The organism is Halobaculum marinum, from assembly GCF_029338555.1.
Classification (GTDB): domain Archaea; phylum Halobacteriota; class Halobacteria; order Halobacteriales; family Haloferacaceae; genus Halobaculum; species Halobaculum marinum.
Map to the genome: position 1 here is coordinate 2,411,534 of NZ_CP119989.1, position 16,181 is coordinate 2,427,714.

The 16,181-nt window shown below is 68.1% G+C and carries 21 protein-coding genes and 1 tRNA gene; 6 read left to right on the forward strand and 16 right to left on the reverse strand.

What is annotated here, in order from left to right:
• Positions 1-43: 43 nt before the first annotated feature.
• From P0R32_RS12520 to P0R32_RS12550, 7 genes are all read right to left on the reverse strand, one after another.
• Positions 44-307, reverse strand: a complete 264-nt coding sequence (locus P0R32_RS12520; RefSeq protein ID WP_276237355.1) for a DUF7314 family protein — start codon at positions 305-307, stop codon at positions 44-46.
• A 4-nt stretch (positions 308-311) separates the two neighbouring features.
• Positions 312-782, reverse strand: coding sequence for a DUF7315 family membrane protein (locus P0R32_RS12525; protein ID WP_276237356.1), 471 nt, complete (start codon positions 780-782; stop codon positions 312-314).
• A gap of 197 nt (positions 783-979) precedes the next feature.
• Positions 980-1,744, reverse strand: a complete 765-nt coding sequence (locus tag P0R32_RS12530; RefSeq protein WP_276237357.1) for a cytochrome b family protein — start codon at positions 1,742-1,744, stop codon at positions 980-982.
• 7 nt (positions 1,745-1,751) lie between these two features.
• Entirely contained in the window at positions 1,752-2,558 is an 807-nt protein-coding gene (locus P0R32_RS12535) for a cytochrome b (protein WP_276237358.1), read from the reverse strand.
• A gap of 4 nt (positions 2,559-2,562) precedes the next feature.
• Complete coding sequence (locus P0R32_RS12540) at positions 2,563-2,949, reverse strand: DUF7318 family protein (RefSeq protein ID WP_276237359.1); 387 nt, start codon at positions 2,947-2,949, stop codon at positions 2,563-2,565.
• Between the two features lie 3 nt (positions 2,950-2,952).
• Positions 2,953-3,588: a plastocyanin/azurin family copper-binding protein gene (locus tag P0R32_RS12545; RefSeq protein WP_276237360.1), complete on the reverse strand. Its 636-nt coding sequence runs from the start codon at positions 3,586-3,588 to the stop codon at positions 2,953-2,955.
• Between the two features lie 77 nt (positions 3,589-3,665).
• Positions 3,666-4,625: a DUF7319 domain-containing protein gene (locus P0R32_RS12550; RefSeq protein ID WP_276237361.1), complete on the reverse strand. Its 960-nt coding sequence runs from the start codon at positions 4,623-4,625 to the stop codon at positions 3,666-3,668.
• 289 nt (positions 4,626-4,914) lie between these two features.
• On the opposite strand from P0R32_RS12550, the gene P0R32_RS12555 reads away from it, so the two are divergent.
• Entirely contained in the window at positions 4,915-5,811 is an 897-nt protein-coding gene (locus P0R32_RS12555; protein WP_276237362.1) for a plastocyanin/azurin family copper-binding protein, read from the forward strand.
• 74 nt (positions 5,812-5,885) lie between these two features.
• Positions 5,886-6,371: a DUF7321 family protein gene (locus P0R32_RS12560; protein ID WP_276237363.1), complete on the forward strand. Its 486-nt coding sequence runs from the start codon at positions 5,886-5,888 to the stop codon at positions 6,369-6,371.
• A 34-nt stretch (positions 6,372-6,405) separates the two neighbouring features.
• Here the strand turns inward: P0R32_RS12560 and P0R32_RS12565 are convergent, their stop codons facing one another.
• Together P0R32_RS12565 and nth are read right to left on the reverse strand one after the other, a co-directional pair.
• The gene (locus P0R32_RS12565) at positions 6,406-6,630 is read right to left on the reverse strand and encodes a hypothetical protein (RefSeq protein WP_276237364.1); all 225 of its coding nucleotides are present in this window, start codon (positions 6,628-6,630) and stop codon (positions 6,406-6,408) included.
• Positions 6,631-6,704: 74 nt separating this feature from the next.
• Positions 6,705-7,388 carry an endonuclease III gene (gene nth, locus P0R32_RS12570; protein ID WP_276237365.1) on the reverse strand — a complete coding sequence of 228 codons (684 nt, stop codon included), beginning with the start codon at positions 7,386-7,388 and terminating at the stop codon, positions 6,705-6,707.
• A 94-nt stretch (positions 7,389-7,482) separates the two neighbouring features.
• On the opposite strand from nth, the gene P0R32_RS12575 reads away from it, so the two are divergent.
• On the forward strand, positions 7,483-7,611 hold the full coding sequence (locus P0R32_RS12575; RefSeq protein ID WP_276237366.1) for a hypothetical protein: 129 nt from the start codon (positions 7,483-7,485) through the stop codon (positions 7,609-7,611).
• Positions 7,608-7,739 carry a hypothetical protein gene (locus P0R32_RS12580; protein WP_276237367.1) on the forward strand — a complete coding sequence of 44 codons (132 nt, stop codon included), beginning with the start codon at positions 7,608-7,610 and terminating at the stop codon, positions 7,737-7,739. Before P0R32_RS12575 ends, P0R32_RS12580 begins: the two co-directional genes overlap by 4 nt.
• A 6-nt stretch (positions 7,740-7,745) precedes the next feature.
• Here P0R32_RS12580 and P0R32_RS12585 read toward each other — a convergent pair whose 3' ends face one another.
• The 4 genes from P0R32_RS12585 to P0R32_RS12600 form a co-directional block, all read right to left on the reverse strand.
• Positions 7,746-8,048, reverse strand: coding sequence for a hypothetical protein (locus tag P0R32_RS12585; protein ID WP_276237368.1), 303 nt, complete (start codon positions 8,046-8,048; stop codon positions 7,746-7,748).
• Positions 8,049-8,145: 97 nt separating this feature from the next.
• Positions 8,146-8,218, reverse strand: a tRNA-Gln gene (locus tag P0R32_RS12590).
• A 345-nt stretch (positions 8,219-8,563) separates the two neighbouring features.
• Positions 8,564-9,001, reverse strand: coding sequence for a metal-dependent transcriptional regulator (locus P0R32_RS12595; RefSeq protein WP_276237369.1), 438 nt, complete (start codon positions 8,999-9,001; stop codon positions 8,564-8,566).
• Between the two features lie 2 nt (positions 9,002-9,003).
• Positions 9,004-9,489, reverse strand: a complete 486-nt coding sequence (locus P0R32_RS12600; protein ID WP_276237370.1) for a ferritin-like domain-containing protein — start codon at positions 9,487-9,489, stop codon at positions 9,004-9,006.
• A 261-nt stretch (positions 9,490-9,750) separates the two neighbouring features.
• Between P0R32_RS12600 and P0R32_RS12605 the strand changes: the two genes are divergently transcribed.
• Positions 9,751-10,998, forward strand: coding sequence for an MFS transporter (locus P0R32_RS12605; protein ID WP_276237371.1), 1,248 nt, complete (start codon positions 9,751-9,753; stop codon positions 10,996-10,998).
• A 58-nt stretch (positions 10,999-11,056) separates the two neighbouring features.
• Entirely contained in the window at positions 11,057-12,331 is a 1,275-nt protein-coding gene (locus P0R32_RS12610) for a saccharopine dehydrogenase family protein (protein ID WP_276237372.1), read from the forward strand.
• Between the two features lie 90 nt (positions 12,332-12,421).
• On the opposite strand, the gene sufD is transcribed toward P0R32_RS12610, so the two are convergent.
• Genes sufD through P0R32_RS12625 form a run of 3 tightly spaced genes read right to left on the reverse strand, consistent with a single transcriptional unit; the run spans position 12,422 to position 16,066 of the window.
• Positions 12,422-13,633 (reverse strand): Fe-S cluster assembly protein SufD, encoded by a 1,212-nt coding sequence (gene sufD, locus P0R32_RS12615; protein WP_276237373.1) that lies wholly within the window; start codon positions 13,631-13,633, stop codon positions 12,422-12,424.
• A 34-nt stretch (positions 13,634-13,667) separates the two neighbouring features.
• Positions 13,668-15,098: a Fe-S cluster assembly protein SufB gene (gene sufB, locus P0R32_RS12620; RefSeq protein ID WP_276237374.1), complete on the reverse strand. Its 1,431-nt coding sequence runs from the start codon at positions 15,096-15,098 to the stop codon at positions 13,668-13,670.
• Between the two features lie 56 nt (positions 15,099-15,154).
• Positions 15,155-16,066 carry an ABC transporter ATP-binding protein gene (locus tag P0R32_RS12625; protein WP_276237375.1) on the reverse strand — a complete coding sequence of 304 codons (912 nt, stop codon included), beginning with the start codon at positions 16,064-16,066 and terminating at the stop codon, positions 15,155-15,157.
• Between the last annotated feature and the right edge of the window lie 115 nt (positions 16,067-16,181).

Genomic DNA, 16,181 nt, shown 5'->3' on the forward strand with positions numbered 1-16,181 from the left:
TGTGGAACCGCGGGGACCAAAAGCGACCCCTTCCGTCGCGGCGTTACGCGGGCGACGTCGAGTCGCGCACCTGGCGCAGCGCCGGGATCAGCACCCAGAACGTGAGGGCGCCGATGATCGCCGTCCAGAAGAACACGTCGTTGAGGAAGATGCCGATGGCGTCGAACACCGTGTTCGGCTCCGGCGGCGCCGCGATGAGCTGTTTGGGGCTCTCGAACCCCGGCGTCCGGTACCAACCCGCGAGCACCATCCACGCGAGGCCCGCGCCACAGAAGAGGGCCATGCCCTTGATGAACTCGTCTGCCATTGTGCTACTGTTCGGCGTCGTCGTCTTGAGAGTTTCCGTTCCCGCCGGTCATGCCCGCCGCACGGAACCGCGATCCGAGTACGTACACACCCGCGCCGAACGCGATCAGACCGAGGCCGAGCACGGAGAACAGCGCGGTCAGGAACGTCTCGGGCGGGACGAACCCCACCGCGCCGAACACACCGACGACGAACCGACGGGTGAGCGACACCTGCAGCGTCGCCGCGTCGAGCATCACGAACCCGAGTACGACCGACACGACCGCCGTCAGCGTGGAGTACGCCGTGATCCGCTTGTACAGCGCGATGGGAACGACCACGTCGCGGGCGCGACCCTCGCCGCTGGCGACCGGGCGGTCCGGCTCCGTCGGCGAGTCGCTCGACTCCGCCGCGCCCCCGCCGTCTGCCGCCGCGGTCGTCGCGGAGTCGTCGTCGACCGGCGTCGCGGACCCGCGGTCGCTCGGCATCTCGCTCATGGTCGAACGGAGGGGCCGGACCGTACTATGTCCTGCGGCATCGCGTCGTCGCCGAAGTGAGGCCATCGCCTGAGCGGGGCCGTCGCCGGAGCGGGGCCGTCGCCGAAGCTGGGCCGTCGCTGGCGGCGAGTTCGCGGTCGGCGAGAGAACGAATTGACGGTCGAAACGAAGAGTCGGGACCGGACGACCGGGGGCGCTTACTTCGGGGGGCGCAGCCGGTAGTACCGGCGGTTGAGGTCGTACATGTACCCCTCGCGCATCGTCTTGAGCACCGCGTACGTGACGATGCCCATGATGGGCGGCACGAAGAACGTCAGGTCGAACAGCAGGTCGACGTTCATCGGCATGAGGTTCTTGACGGACAGCATCGACAGCGTGAACGCGAGGCCGATGCCGAACACGCCGACGGCCGCCCAGAACGGCTGCTCGACGGGCCGGCGCGCCGACCCCTTGTTGATGAAGGGGACGACGGCGATGGCGCCGACGACGATACCGTTCGCGAGCACGCCGTACGTGCGGTCGGCCATCAGCTTCTGCCCGCCGAGGATGGCGAGCTCGGGGTTGAGCGGGCCGAGCTTGAGCAGGCCGAACGACCAGTAGAGGTACCAGTCGGGCAGGATGATCGCCGGCGTCGAGTTCGGGTTCGCCGGGTCGCCGATGTGCGGCGGCAGCGTCGCCGACAGGAAGATGATCATGCCGACGAAGAAGCTCGTCAACGCGAGGTTGCGAACCGTCTCGTGGGGCCACGTCGGGAACGCGAGCACGTCGCGCTCGACGTAGTCGGACTCACGACGCAGCGACTCGTCTTCGCTGCGAGCGCGCTCGAAGTACTCGTACGTCAGCCGGGAGAGCCCCTCCGTGCGCTCCTTGCGCTCGCGCCACGTCGGGGTCTCGTCGTCCGGCGCGACGATGCCCGTTCCGCCGTCCGTTTCCACGTCTTGGGTGTCGTTGTCTTCGCTCATTGTTGGATCAGTGCGGCTCCGCGATGCCCTGCACCCACACGATGCCGATGTGGATCGCGATGAGGGTGGTCACCACGAACGGGAGCAGGAACACGTGGAGGATGTACATTCGCTGGAGCGTCGCCTGGCTCAGCGAGAAGCCGCCGAACAGCAGTTGGGCGACCCACTCGCCGATGAGGGGGATCGAGAGGCTCATCTCGACGCCGATCTGGCCGGCCCAGAACGCCAGCTGGTCCCACGGCAGGAGGTATCCGGAGTACCCGAACACCATCGTCAGCGAGATGAGCACGATGCCGAGCAGCCAGTTCAGTTCGCGCGGCTCCTTGTACGCGCCCGTGAAGTACACACGGAGCATGTGCAGGAACACCGCAGCGGTCATCACCTGCGCGGACCACCGGTGGATGGAGCGCAGCATGAAACCGAACTGGAGGTCGCGCATGATGAACGCGATCTGGCTGTAGGCGATGGACGCCTCACCCGGCCCCGCCGACCCGACCGCGGGCACGTAGTAGAACCCGAGTAAGGCGCCGGAGATGGCCGCCACGACGTACGCGAGGGTACTGAAGAACCCGAGCGTGTACAGGGCGTACCAGTACCAGAACTTGTTGTCGAGGTCGTACTGTTCGGTGTGGGACTTCGGCATCTGGAGGTTCGACCGGTAGTACAGCGACTCCAGCAGTTCGAGGTAGTCGACGATGCGGAGACGCTTGTCGACCCAGATGAGCGCGGTGAGGAACGTCGCCTCCACCGGCGTGAGGTCCTTGCTATCCAGCCAGTTCTTGTGGTCGTACTCGTCTTTCTTTTCCAGACTCATCCTTTCACCGTTTGTAGTAGGGGTAGACCGCGCGCTTGACCTGCTCCCACGCGTCGGTGCCGAGGGTCTCCCCGTCGACGTCCTCCTCGCGGATGTAGAGGTCTTCCCACTTGCGACGTCGCTTCTTCACGATCATGACGTCCGGGAGGAACTCCTTGCGGTACAGCGCGAGGATGAACGCGAGGTCAATGAATATCACAGCGAGGATGCCGCCGAGGAACATGTTCCCCGTGTCCGAGAGGCCCCACCCGTTGACGAGGCCGTAGGTGAACATGAACACGAAGACGATCTCGACGACCGTCAGCAAGACGATCGCGATCGCCGCGGCGGTGCTCTCGCGCGCCGGTTCGTAGCGGTGGATGTCGCCGTAGGTGGATCCGGTACTGGACATGGATTACCTCCCCGTCCCCGTGTGTGCAGACTCCCCGTACTTCACCAGGTAGAACGTGAAGATCACGCTCATGATGATGCCGAGGATGGTCGCGGCGCCGACCCAGTGAGCCTGGATCGCGACGCCGAGTTCGTGCAGTTCTTTCGGACCGCCACCGCCGCCGGCAGACACCGTGGGCACCTCCTCGCCGACCGCGATGGCGCCGAGCATCCCGAGCGAGCGGTGCGGGTCACAGTAGTACGTGTAGATCCCGCCGGACTCGAACGTCACCTCGAACGAGAACCCGGAGCCCTCCAGCGGCTCGTGGCCGGAGACGCTCCCGGGGTTGTCGTCGAAGATCACGTTGTGTCCGTCGGAGGACCACTCGAACACGACGGTCGTGCCGGTGTCGATCCACAGTTCCGTCGGCAGGAACGCGAGGCCCCCGCCGCCGCCGACGTCCACGGTCACTTCCGACTCGCCGCGGGCGTCGAGATACTCGCCACCCTCGGCGCCGTCGGTGTAGCCGCCGAAGTCGGGCTTCTGGCCGCCGCCACCGCCCTCTTCCTGGGCCGTCGCGGTGCCGGCCGTCGCGGTCGCGCCCGCCCCGAGGGCGGCCGTCGCACCACCGGCCTGTCGCATAAAGTCCCGCCTCTTCATCGGTAGTGAACGGTCGGGGTTGGTCGCGCATAAACCCACCGACCTCACGCCCGCGCCGTACGCCGCACAACGCCCCGCTATCCGTCGGTTTCGTCGGCAGCGCCCCGCACGCGTTCCGGGGCCTCACGACCGCCTGAGTCGCCCGTCGACGGTACTGTCGCGTCCGGCGGTTCCGGCTCCTCGCCGCGGGCTTCCGCGAGGGCCCGCTCGGCCACGTCCTCGAACGGCACGAACTCTGCTCCCTCACCCCGTTCGGCGATGCCGGCGGCGCGGAGGCGGTCGCGGTACTCCTCGGCACGGAAGCGGTCCGACAGACGAGCGTTCGCGACGATGGCGAACAGGAACACCCCGACGAGCAGGAAGAACCCGGCGGCGACCGGCGCGGCGATGGTCGTCACAGAGAAGTCCGGGAAGAACGGCACCCACGTCACCGGCCCGCGGGAGAACACGCTCAACAGCCAGACGACGCCCAAGATGAGGCCACCGAGGATCTGCATCCCGGCGACCGCCTGGATCATCAGGTTCCCGAACTCGCCGGTGCCGCCCTGCACCTCCTCGGGCGTCGGCAGTTCGTACTCCTCGGGCGGTTCGCGCACCTCGTAGGAGTCCATCGAGCACAGCGCCACGGTCGGCTTCACGTCGCGTAGCACGGTTCCCTCGCCCTCGACGCTCCCGTCGGCGTACACGATGGCGAACCCCTCGTCCGAGTACGCGACGACAGACGGCGGGTCACTGCGGCGGTCCAACACCGCGAACACCTCCCGGGAGGCGATGCGGTTGCGGAGGTCCTTCTCGACGCGGTCGAGCAGGTCCCGACCGGTGATCCACGTGTCCGGGTCGAACGCGGCCTCCCACTCCGCCATCGTCATCTCGGCCATGTCGGCGGGGCGGAAGTTGTCGAAGTCGTACTTCTCCTCGACCTCGGCGCGGAGCGCCTCGATGGACACGTCGTCGTCGTCGACGGCGTCGTGACCGTCGGTGTCGGGTGCCGGCGTGTCGGCGGCGTCCGGCGCCGACTCGTCCGAGGCGTCGGTCATTCGTCTCGAACTGGGGGCCGTAGCCGCATAAGCGCCGCGACACCGACGGGCGACGGCGGGTGCGACGGCGCCGTCCCGACGACCGTACCACCGACGCTCGGCGAGTAAGTCCCCGTTTCGTGACACTGACGGGTTCGACGCCGGCCCCAGGTTCAGCTGTCCCGACGTGTCGAATCTCGGGATGGTCTGAGACAGCGGTACGGGGCGCTCCAGGGGCGAGAGCGATCGATCTCGGTCGCTCTTGTCGCACAGCGCGCATAACGAACCGGCGGAGCGACGACACGGGAGTATGGGTCACAGCCAACACCCACAGACCGGAGAGTCACGGATCGGGCAGTCACGCCGCGACGTACTGAAGGCGCTCGGCGTCGGGACGGGCCTCGCCGCGGTCGGCGGCACCGCGGCGGCGCGCCCGCCCGACCGGAACGTCGCCGCACAGCAGGAGGGAGACGAAGACGGGGAGGGTGAGGGAACGGGCGTCGTCCACGACGTGTTGACGCGGATCGTCGGCCCACCCACCGCCCCCGGTCGCCCCGCCGACTTCTTCTACGAACCGACCGGCCTGCACGTCGAACCGGGTGACGTGCTCAGGTACGTGTTCACGACGCCCGACCACAACGTCGTCGCGATGCACCCGGCGTACGGGATGCAGCGACGCGTCCCCATCGGCGTCGCGGCGTTCTCCTCGCCGCTGTTGGGGTGGCGACCCGACTCCATCCCCGGCGACATGGTCGACCCGCCCGTCGAGGGCGAGGAGTCGGACGCCGACTCGGAGGAGGGTGAGGGACCGGTGCCCGACGAGTGGACGGTCACCCTCGACACGCCCGGCGTGTACGACCTCGTCTGCTCGCCCCACGAGGGGTTCGGAATGGCGATGCGCGTCGTCGTTGGCGACGTGACCGAGACGGCGTTCGAGACGACGGACCCAGACGCCCTCCCGGAACCCCGCGCCGGCCCGGTCGGCCTCGCGCGCGTGACGCTCACCGACCCCGCACTCCAACCGGAGGCGATCGTCGAAGCCGGTCGCGTCGAGTGGAGCGACCTCGCCGCCGTGCAGTCCAGCGGTGGCGACGGTGGCGAGAGTGAGAACGGGGAGGACGGCGGGAACGGTGGTGAGAGTGGAGACGAGGACGGCGGCGGCGACACGGGCGACGACGGAGCAGCGGGCGACGACGAGGAGAACTGACGCGAACGGTGGGACCCTCGGTCGCGCCACGACGCCGGAGGGCTTAGGGGTCAGCCACTCCGAGTGGCGACTGGATGGTTTCGGAGGGGACGACGGCGACAGTGGCAGGGGCGATGGTGACGGCGAGCCTGCCGTTCTACCTGTACGGGGCGTGGATCATGGTCGGGCGCGATCAGGATCACGTCACGTGGGACCGCCTCATGCGCCACCTGCGGGTGATCCTCCCGGGACTCGTGCTCAACACGGTCCCGGTCGTGTTCTGGATGGCCCCGCGACTGCTCGGTCAGTTCGGCGGCGTCGCGGCGCTCCACGCGTTCCTCGGCCTCCAGGCGTACGCCCTCCTGGCGTTCGGGCTCACCGGGATCGTCCGGATCTTCCAGGTGAAGCGCGAGAACGACCTCTACGACCTCGACGACCCCGAGACGAACCTGAACGACCTCCACGAGCACATGGCCGCGTGGCGTGGTCGCCTCCGGATCGGCGTGTTCGGCTACGTGCTGTTCTGGTTCCTCGCGTACGCCGTCGGTCTGTACCGGTACTACGGGCTGTACATCGCCTGAAACAGAACTGCGAAAACGGCTCGACTCCCCGCCGTCAGGATTGGTACGGCTCTTCGTCGCGGTTCGCGTCGGGGTTCTCCTGCTCGGCGGCGGCCTCCTCGCGCGCCTCACCGTCGGTGTCGTCGCGGCCCGGGTCTTGGTCCGGCATCGCCTCGTCCGGCACCGCCTCGGGGTCGTCCTTCGAGGACGTGGCGTCCTCGGCCGTCTCGAGTTCGGTGTCCTCCTCGACGTCGACGCCGTGCCCGTTGGAGTCGGACATGGATCTCGATTGACGATTCGGACGGGTAAACGCGGTGGCCGCTCCGGTGGGTCGTCCGGTCGGACGCCGACGCCTCACCACTCCTCGCCGCTGGCGAGGTCCACCGCCGCGTCGCCCTGCTCGGACGGGCAGAGGTCCGCCAACACGCAGTCGCCGCAGTCGGGACTGCGAGCGGTGCACGTCGCCCGCCCGTGACTGATGAAGAGGTGGGTGAACATCCGCCAGTCGTCCTCGGGGACGACGCCCATCAGGTCCGCCTCGATGGCCTCGGGGCGCTCCTCCTCGGTCAGCCCGAGTCGGCGCGAGATGCGCTGGACGTGCGTGTCGACGACGATGCCCTCGGTCACGTCGTGGGCGTGCTGGAGGACGACGTTCGCCGTCTTCCGCCCGACGCCCGGGAGGTCGGTCAACGCCGACATCGTGTCGGGCACCTCGCCGTCGTGCTCGGTGACGAGAATCTCGCCGATCCCCTTGAGGTAGCCCCCCTTGTTGTTGTGGAAGGTGATGCCGTAGATGTCCTCCGCGAGTTGCTCCTCGCTCGCGTTCGCGTAGTCCTCCGCCGTCTGGTACTTCTCGAACAGGTCCTCACAGACCTGGTTGACGCGCTCGTCGGTACACTGTGCCGAGAGGACGACCGCGACGAGCAGTTCGAGCCGAGTGGAGAAGTTCAGCGAGATGTCGGTGTCGGGGTACTCCTCGTACAGTCGGTCGAGGACCTCCACGACCTGCGCCTCGCGCGAGTCGAGCGGCGTTCCCATACGCGCCCCACCGGTCGCGTCGGCTTCAACGGTTCGGACCGACCCGACGGCGTGCGAGGGGAACGGTTTTGACGCCGCCGCCGAAGCGACTCGTATGGACTTCGGCCCCCTCGACCACGAGTCGTTCCGCGCGGCCGCCGGCACGGTCGCCGCCTACGGCGCGATCCTCGCCGCGATGACGCTGCTGCTATTCGGCGTCCCGTACCTCCTGTTCAGCCTGTGACCGACGACGCGGGGGATTTTGTCCCCGCGGGCGATACCGGGAGTATGGATAGACAGCAGGTGCTCGCGCTCGTGCTCGTTGGGCTGATGATGTTCTCGTCGCTGGCGTACGCGGTGTCGTTCCTGTAGCCCGGGTCAGTACAGTGGCTCGGGTTCGTCGCCCTCGACCGGTTCGACGCCGAGGGCGTCGGCAATCGCCTCCAGTTCCGGTCGTGAGAAGGACCCCGTCTCAGCGTCCTCGACCGTCTCCGCTACCCCGACCACCACTCTGATCCCGGCACGCGTCGTCTCGTTCGACGAGCGCTGCTCGGTGGGCACGTCGAGTGCGTCAGCGAGGTCGGCCAACTCTTCTTTGGTGAACGCCGCGGTCACCTCGCGCTTGAACCGGCCGACCCCGCCCCGGATGCCGTTGCGGATGTCGTGGACGGTGAGCGTCATCGGGTAGTCGGAAGGCGTCCGGGAGGAAAGGGGCACCGACCGGCGACCGACCGTGACCGCGCAGGTGGTGGTCCACTCGGTCGCGACAGGCGTTTGATAGTCCCGGGCGGATTCGAACCGCCGTCGAAGGCTCCAAAGGCCCTCATGATTGGCCACTACACCACGGGACTTCGCGTTCGTCGCTACTGGGTGGACGTACAATAGGATTGCTTTCTCCGCTCGCCGTCTTTGGCGGGTGGCGACCGACCGGTCTCACGCCCGTCGGATGTCGAACCCGCCGCACGCGGGGCACTGCTGCCGGTTTGCATCGAACCCTCGCTCACAAGCGACGCACTCGAAGTCGTGTCGGCTCTCCCCGCGCCCCACAATCGACAGCAGTCGATCAGTAACACTCGCCCCCATCCTGCAACAAAGTTGCCAGCGCAGCATCTTAACACCGCTGGCTCGCACGGCGCGGACAATCGGCGACTGTCCCGCGTGCGCGGTCTCCGTTCTGGTCGGTCAGTGCTCGCCGGTCAGTCCGCCGGACTCTCGGGTTCGACTTCGGCGAGGTACTCGCAGGCGTCCGTCTCGGCGTCGAAGCAGTCCGGACACTCGGCGTTGCGGTCGATGATCGTGTCCAGGCGGTCGGCGACGGTGTCGTCGATGACCGCCTCCAGCGAGCGCGCCTCCGAGCGGAACTCCTCGACTTCGAGGACGTTCGCGAGGAACCGCTCGATGATGCAGTAGTTCGAGAGCGCCTCGCGGGCGCGGACGATGCCCTCGTCCGTGAGCGACACCCCCTTGTACTTCTCGTGTTCGGCGAGGCCACGCTCCTCGAGTTTGCCGATCATCTCGTTGGCGGAGGCGGGGCTCACGTCGAGCGCGTCCGCGACCGACCCCGTGGACGCCGGCCCGTCCTCCACGGCCTGTACGAGATAGATGGCCTTCAGATACTGGTCTGCCGTGTTCATCGTTATCGCCGCTCCATGATCGCCGTGACCTCTTCGACGCCCTCGGCCTCCTCGGCGCGGATGCTCCGGAGCGTGTCCAACACCCGCTCTCGGTCGACGGAGAACGACGAGTCGCTCCCCTCGATGGCCGCGATCAGGTCGTCGTAGAACTTGTACGCCGTCTCCTCGTTGCACAACTGGTCGTAGAGGACACCGTCGAAGTCCTCGGGCTTCGTCTTCCCGTACTGCGCCTCGACGAGCGTCTCGATCTCCTCGTACGACACCGAGTCGGCGTCGAGTTCGTCGATCAACTCCTCCAGTCGTTCGCGGTGCTCGGCCGACTCCGCGGCCGCATCGCGCAACAGCGTCTCCAACTCCGCGTCGAACTCGTCTTCCATCTCGCGGTGGTGTTGGGTGGAGCGCGCCTCCACGACCTCCTCCAACACGACGCCGATCTGGAGCAGGCGGGCGAGTTGGTGGTCCGAGGTGACCCGCTGGCCGATGCTCACGGCCGTCCACCCCCGACGCCGCCGACGGCGGAGTCGCCGGCCGGTTCCTCGTTCATCGGTGTCACCTCCGACGACGCCGACCGTAAGCCTTCCCCTCGCTACCCGCGCGCGGTCGCTCGACGGCCGACGCCAACCCACCGACCTCCGGCGTTTCGGCCCCCTGAGGCGCCACCCCACCGACCACGGTGACGACTATCGCGACGACCGGCACCCCGACCGCGACGCCGAACGCTCAAGCCCACCCGTGAACAACGCCCCCGCATGGACACGGGGCGTGCGACCGACGACCGCGACGGGCACGTCGGTCGCGACCGTCTCGCGCTCGCGCTCGTCGTGTACGCGGTGCTGCTGGCCCAGACGCTCGTCTACCCGGGCGTCGACATCCTCGCAGCGTCGTTCGGCGGGACGGGCGTCGCCGCCCCCACGCTGTTCCTCGCCGTCGAGTTCGCCGCCTTCGCCGTCTTCGCCGGTCCGTGGGGGAGCCTCTCGGACCGCCTCGGCGAGCGCCGACGGCTGGTCGCCCTCGCGGCGGCGGGCGGGGCGGTCGGCTACCTCGCGCTGGCGGTCGCCGCCGGCGAGAGCCTGCCGTTCGCCGGTGCGCTGGTCCTCCGCGCCCTCCAAGGCGGGGCGACCGTCGGGGCACTCTCGCTTGCAATTTCAGCGCTCGCGGACCGCACGGGCGGCAACGGTCGCAACATGGGGATCGCAGGAATCGCCATCGGCCTCGGCACGGCCACGGGCGCACCGCTGGGCGGCCAACTGTTCGAGGTCGGCACCGCCGTCCCGCTGTACGCCGCCGCCGGACTGCTCGGCGTCGCCGCCGTCGGTGCGCTCACGATTCCCGACCGACCGCCCGGCGCCGGCGACCGCGAGTCGGGCCGCCGTCACGGGGGCCTCGCGGCACTGTTCACCGGGGTGCGCGAGCGCCGCGACCTCGCGGTGCCGTACGCCTTCGCCTTCGTCGACCGTCTCACGGCTGGCTTCTTCGCTCTCGTCGGCACCCTCTACTTTCGGCAGGCGTTCGGCCTCGGCCCCGGCCAGACGGGACTCCTGCTCGCGGCCTTCTTCGCGCCGTTCGCCCTGCTCCAGTACCCGTTCGGTCTGCTGTCGGACCGCGTCGGGCGCGTCCTCCCCGTCGCCGCGGGATCTGCCGTGTACGGCCTCGTCGTGGTCGCCGTCGGGTTCGCGCCGACGGTCCCGCTCGTCGCGCTCGCCATGGTCGCGGTCGGCGTCCTCGGCGCGCTGATGGCGCCCGCGACGCTCGCGCTCGTCGTCGACCTCGCCGCCGACACCGACCGCGGCGCCGCCGTCGCCGGCTTCAACGCCGCCGGCAGTCTGGGGTTCCTCGCCGGATCGCTCGTCGGCGGTGCCGTCGCCGCCGAGTACGGCTTCACAGCCGCGTTCGTCGTCGCCGGCGGGAGCGAGTTCCTCCTCGCGCTCGCGGCGCTCCCGGCGCTCCTCCGACTCGGTCGCCGGGCGCGCCGGACGGCGGTGTTCGGCGGCGACTGAGCCGACGACGCCGGTGGCAACGCTGATTGGTGGGCCGGTCGAGTGTCGACGCACGAGCATGTCCGAGCACGACCGCGACTACGACGTCGTCCTGTGGGGCGCGACCGGCTTCACCGGTCGCCTCGTCGCCGACTACCTCGCCGGGCGGTACGGGACGACCGACCTCGACTGGGCGCTCGCGGGACGCAGCGAGGACCGCCTCGCGGCCGTCCGCGACGAGGTGGTCGCCGACCACGGCGACGAACTCGCCTCGCTCGACCTCCTCACGGGCGACGCGTTCGACCGCGAGAGCCTCGACGCCATCGCCGAGCGAACCGCAGTCGTCTGCACAACTGTCGGCCCGTACGCGACGTTCGGGTCCGAGTTGGTCGCCGCCTGCGTCGAGCAGGGCACCCACTACTGCGACCTCGCGGGCGAGGTCCACTGGATGCGCCGGATGATCGACGAGCACCACGACCGGGCAACCGAGACCGGCGCGCGCATCGTCCACGGCTGCGGCTTCGACTCCGTCCCGAGCGACCTGGGCACCCTGCTCCTCCAGACCCACGCCGAGGAGCAGTTCGGTGCGTACTGCGACGAGGTTCGGGGACTCGTCTCCATCCGCGGCGGCGCGTTCAGCGGCGGCACCGTCGCCAGCATGGTCGAGATGTACCGCGAGGGTGCCGCCGACCGTGACGTCCGACGGATCCTCGCGGTCCCGCGTGCGCTCGACCCGCCCGAGAGTCGCGACGCGCGTGCCGAGCGGCCACAGCGCGGGGTCAGCTACGACCGCGAGCGCGACACCTGGACCGCGCCGTTCGTCATGGCACAGATCAACGAGCCAGTCGTCCGCCGCTCGAACGCCCTCCTCGGCTACCCGTGGGGCCACACGTTCCGCTACGGCGAGGCGCTCCGCACGGGCGACGGCGTGACGGGAGCCGCGACCGCCGCCGGGCTCGCCGCGGGCCAGGGCTTGCTCGCCGGCGCGCTGGCGGTCGGGCCGCTCCGCGAGGCGCTCGACCGCTACGTCCTCCCCGACCCGGGCGACGGCCCCGACGAGGAGACCATCGAGGGGAGTTCCTTCCAGGTCCGCCTGCGCGGGACGGGTGCCTCCGACGAGTATCCGGGCGGGTACACAGTCGAGGCGACCGTCCGCGGCGACCGCGACCCCGGCTACGGGTCGACGTGTCGGATGCTCGGCGAGTCGGCGATCTGTCTCGCGCGTGGCGAGGTCGACTCGCCCCACGACGGTGGCGTGTTGACGCCGGCGTCCGGAATCGGACTCCCGCTGATCGACCGACTGGAGGGGACCGGCGTGTCGTTCGAGGCGGAGACCGTCGCAGGCGGTGACTGACAGGGCGGCGCCGTCGCTCGCCGGTGGGTGAAGACGGGCCGCCGAAAACCGCGGAGTGAGTTCGGAACGGAACCGCGGCGGTCGCGGGCCTCAGTCGAGGCGCGCGACGATCAGGTCGTCGATGTCCTCGCGGAGTTCGTCGACCTCGACCTCCTCCAAGACGGGGACGAAGAAGCCCTCCACGAGCATGTTGCGCGCGGTGTTCTCCGGGATGGACCGGGAGGTCATGTAGAACAGGTCCTCCTTGTCCACCTGGCCGACCGTCGCGGAGTGCGACGCTTCGGTGTCGTGGTTGTGGATGATGAGCTTCGGCGAGGCGTCGGCCTCGGAGTCGTCGCTCAACATCAGGGTGTTCTCGCGCTGGTAGGAGCTGGTGTCCCACGCGTCGCGACCGACGTCCTGGACGCCCTCGTACACCGAGCGCGCCTCGTCGTCGAGGACGCCGCGGGTGACCAGATCGGCGGTCGTGTGCTCGCCGTGGTGCCAGACGCGGGCGTTGATGTCCAGGTGCTGGTCGTTGTGGCCGAAGAACGCGCCGACGATCTTCGTCTCCGAGGAGTCACCCGTCAGTTCGGTCTCGATGTCCGAGCGGGTGAGCCGGGAGCCGATGTTCCCCTCGATCCAGCTGATCGTGGCGTAGGTGTTCGCGTCGCCGCGCTTCAGCGTGAAGTTGTACACGTCCTCGTCGAGGTTCTGGAGCGAGCCGTACTGGACGTACGAGTTCTCGCCCGTGACGATCTCGACGAGGTTGCTGAAGTAGCGGTCGCCGTCCACGTCGCCGTCGCCGTTCGAGATGCGCTCGAGGATCGTGACCGAGGAGTTGTCCTCGGTGACGACCAGCGTGTGGCTGAACAGCGAGCGGCTGTTCATCTCGGCGCGCACCTTCACGTCCTCGGCGTCGACGCCCTCGGGGACGTAGATGACCGTCCCCGTGGTGAACAGCGCCGTCGACAGCGCCGTGAGGTAGTTCGTCTGCGGGTCGACGACGGAGCCGAAGTGCTCCTTCAGGAGTGCCGGGTGCTCGGCGACCGCCGTCTCGAAGTCGAGGACCTCCACGCCCTCGGCGGTGACGCGTTCGGTCTCGTCGCTCTGGTCGAGCGGGTCGACGAGCGACTCGTAGTCGAGCCCCTCCAGGTTCGTCCAGCGACGCCCCGGCGTCTCGATGACGCTCGGCATGTCGAGGTCGTCCAGCGCCGCCAGCGCGTCGAGGCGCGTCTGGAGGAGCCAGTCCGGTTCGTCTCGCTCCGCGGAGATCTCTGTGACGGTCTCCTCGGAGATGCTTGCGGGTAGCTGTGTGCTCATTGTGTGCGTGTGTGGGTGAGACGTGGGACTCGGATTACCCGAGCGAGCCCTCCATCTCCAGTTCGACGAGCCGGTTGAGCTCGACGGCGTACTCGATGGGCAGTTCCTCCGTGATCGGCTCGATGAACCCCGAGACGATCATCTGCTTGGCGTCGTCGTCGTCGAGGCCGCGCGACTGCAGGTAGAACACGTCCTCGTCGCCGATCTTCCCGACGGTCGCCTCGTGGGCGACGTCCACCGTCGACTCGTTGATCTCCATGTACGGCATGGTGTCGGAGGTGGACTCGTTGTCGAACATCAGCGCGTCACACTCGACCGCCGTCGACGAGCCGTGGGCGCCGTCGGCGATGTGGACGAGACCGCGGTAGTTCGTGCGGCCGCCGTCCTTCGAGATGGACTTCGACTCGATGGTCGACTTCGTGTTTGGCGCGTTGTGGTACACCTTCGCGCCGGTGTCGATGTTCTGGCCCTCGCCAGCGAACGCGATGGTGATGTGGTTGTCGGAGGCGCCGCGCCCCTTCAGGATCGAGGAGGGGTACAGCATCGTCGCCTTCGACCCCATCGAGCCGGAGATCCACTCCATCCGGCCGTTCTTCTCGACGATGGCGCGCTTCGTGTTGAGGTTGTACGTGTTCTTCGACCAGTTCTGCACGGTCGAGTACTGCACGTGAGCGTCCTCGTTGACGAACACCTCGACCCCACCGGAGTGGAGGTTGAACGCCGAGTACTTCGGCGCCGAGCAGCCCTCGATGTAGTGGACCTCAGAGCCCTCCTCGGCGATGATGAGCGTGTGCTCGAACTGGCCCATCCCCTCGGAGTTCATCCGGAAGTACGCCTGCACCGGCATGTCGACGGTCGTGTCCTCGGGGACGTAGACGAACGACCCGCCGGACCAGACCGCGCCGTGGAGCGCGGCGAACTTGTTGTCGCTCGGGGGGACACAGGTCGTCATGAAGTGCTCGCGAACGAGCTTCTCGTGCTCCTGGACGGCCTCGTCCATGTTGCAGAAGACGACGCCTTTCTCCTCCCAGCGCTCCTGCATGTTCTGGTAGACGACCTCCGACTCGTACTGGGCGCCGACGCCCGAGAGGGCGTTCTTCTCGGCCTCCGGGATGCCCAGCTTGTCGAACGTGTCTTTGATCTCGTCGGGGAGCTCCGTCCAGTCGTCGACGCCGCCGCGGACGTCGACGTCGGGGCGGATGTACGGGACGATCTCGTCGACGTCGACCTCGCTCAGGTCCGGCTGTCCGGGCCAGTCGGTCGGCATCGGCATCTCGTGGTACTGCTTGAGCGCGCGCAGGCGCCGCTCGAGCATCCACTCCGGCTCGTCCTTGTCCTCGGAGATCGCGCGGATCGTCTCCTCGGTGAGCCCCTTCTCGCTCCGGAACGCCTCCTTCGAGTCCTTCTTGAAGTCGAAGCGTTCCTCGGTGTCTGTCTGTTTCAGGTGGTCCTGATCCGAACTCATGTGTTGATGATGTTTACGGGCGTGTGCGCATTAGGCTGTTCAGTAACCATGACTGGTTACGCCGCGTTGTAGACTTCCTCGCGGACCCAGTCGTACCCCTTGTCCTCGAGCTGCTCGGCGAGGCTCGCGTCGCCCGACTTGACGACCTTGCCGTCCAGCATGATGTGGACGTGGTCCGGCTCGACATAGTCGAGGATGCGCTGGTAGTGGGTGATCTGGAGGATGCCGGTGTTCTGCTCGTCGCGCAGGGCGTTGATGCCCTTCGAGACGTCCTGCAGGCGGTCGATGTCCAGCCCGGAGTCGATCTCGTCGAGCACGGCGATGGACGGCTCGAGGATCGCGGCCTGGAGCACCTCGTTCTGCTTCTTCTCCCCGCCGGAGAAGCCGGCGTTGAGGTAGCGCTCGGCGAACTTCTCGTCCATGTCGAGCAGCTCCATCTTCTCCTTCAGGAGCTGCTGGAACTCGGCGACGCCCACGTCGCCGTCGTCGGCGGGCCCCTCCATCGGCGAAGTGTCGTAGCCCGAGTCGTCCTCGGCGTCGACTTCCTCGTCGTCGTCCTCGAACAGCTCCTCGCGCTCGCCCAGCTTGGCGTTGAGCGCCTGGCGAAGGAAGTTCACCATCGTCACGCCTTCGATCTCCGCGGGGTACTGGAAGCCGAGGAAGATGCCGAGCGCGGCGCGCTCGTTCGGCTCCAGTTCCAGAAGCTCCCACGTCAGGTCCTCTTCGTCGACGTCGGCGTCGATGTCCGCCACGTCCTCCTCGGAGAGCGTGAGCGTGACAGAGCCGCCGGTGACTTCGTACGCCGGGTGACCGGCGATGACCTTCGCGGTCGTCGACTTGCCCGATCCGTTCGGGCCCATGAGGGCGTGAATCTCGCCCTGCTTCACTTCGAGGTCGACGCCCCGAAGGATCTCTTCGCCCGTCTCCGCGACCTGCGCCTGGAGGTTTTCGAGTTTGAGTGTCGCCATATTCGTGTGTACGCCTCTACGCGTCGATGGGGTCGTTCGACGCATGAAGGTTTCGCATGAGGGGCCATGCGATTCTTTCACACGAAAAATCGTTTTCCGATTCGGAAAAGATCCG

Bases quoted from the DNA above. Each gene is read 5' to 3' on its own strand.
- P0R32_RS12520 (WP_276237355.1), bottom strand. From the start codon at position 307: ATGGCAGACGAGTTCATCAAGGGCATGGCCCTCTTCTGTGGCGCGGGC.
- P0R32_RS12525 (WP_276237356.1), bottom strand. From the start codon at position 782: ATGAGCGAGATGCCGAGCGACCGCGGGTCCGCGACGCCGGTCGACGAC.
- P0R32_RS12530 (WP_276237357.1), bottom strand. From the start codon at position 1,744: ATGAGCGAAGACAACGACACCCAAGACGTGGAAACGGACGGCGGAACG.
- P0R32_RS12535 (WP_276237358.1), bottom strand. From the start codon at position 2,558: ATGAGTCTGGAAAAGAAAGACGAGTACGACCACAAGAACTGGCTGGAT.
- P0R32_RS12540 (WP_276237359.1), bottom strand. From the start codon at position 2,949: ATGTCCAGTACCGGATCCACCTACGGCGACATCCACCGCTACGAACCG.
- P0R32_RS12545 (WP_276237360.1), bottom strand. From the start codon at position 3,588: ATGAAGAGGCGGGACTTTATGCGACAGGCCGGTGGTGCGACGGCCGCC.
- P0R32_RS12550 (WP_276237361.1), bottom strand. From the start codon at position 4,625: ATGACCGACGCCTCGGACGAGTCGGCGCCGGACGCCGCCGACACGCCG.
- P0R32_RS12555 (WP_276237362.1), top strand. From the start codon at position 4,915: ATGGGTCACAGCCAACACCCACAGACCGGAGAGTCACGGATCGGGCAG.
- P0R32_RS12560 (WP_276237363.1), top strand. From the start codon at position 5,886: ATGGTTTCGGAGGGGACGACGGCGACAGTGGCAGGGGCGATGGTGACG.
- P0R32_RS12565 (WP_276237364.1), bottom strand. From the start codon at position 6,630: ATGTCCGACTCCAACGGGCACGGCGTCGACGTCGAGGAGGACACCGAA.
- nth (WP_276237365.1), bottom strand. From the start codon at position 7,388: ATGGGAACGCCGCTCGACTCGCGCGAGGCGCAGGTCGTGGAGGTCCTC.
- P0R32_RS12575 (WP_276237366.1), top strand. From the start codon at position 7,483: ATGGACTTCGGCCCCCTCGACCACGAGTCGTTCCGCGCGGCCGCCGGC.
- P0R32_RS12585 (WP_276237368.1), bottom strand. From the start codon at position 8,048: ATGACGCTCACCGTCCACGACATCCGCAACGGCATCCGGGGCGGGGTC.
- P0R32_RS12595 (WP_276237369.1), bottom strand. From the start codon at position 9,001: ATGAACACGGCAGACCAGTATCTGAAGGCCATCTATCTCGTACAGGCC.
- P0R32_RS12605 (WP_276237371.1), top strand. From the start codon at position 9,751: ATGGACACGGGGCGTGCGACCGACGACCGCGACGGGCACGTCGGTCGC.
- P0R32_RS12610 (WP_276237372.1), top strand. From the start codon at position 11,057: ATGTCCGAGCACGACCGCGACTACGACGTCGTCCTGTGGGGCGCGACC.
- sufD (WP_276237373.1), bottom strand. From the start codon at position 13,633: ATGAGCACACAGCTACCCGCAAGCATCTCCGAGGAGACCGTCACAGAG.
- sufB (WP_276237374.1), bottom strand. From the start codon at position 15,098: ATGAGTTCGGATCAGGACCACCTGAAACAGACAGACACCGAGGAACGC.
- P0R32_RS12625 (WP_276237375.1), bottom strand. From the start codon at position 16,066: ATGGCGACACTCAAACTCGAAAACCTCCAGGCGCAGGTCGCGGAGACG.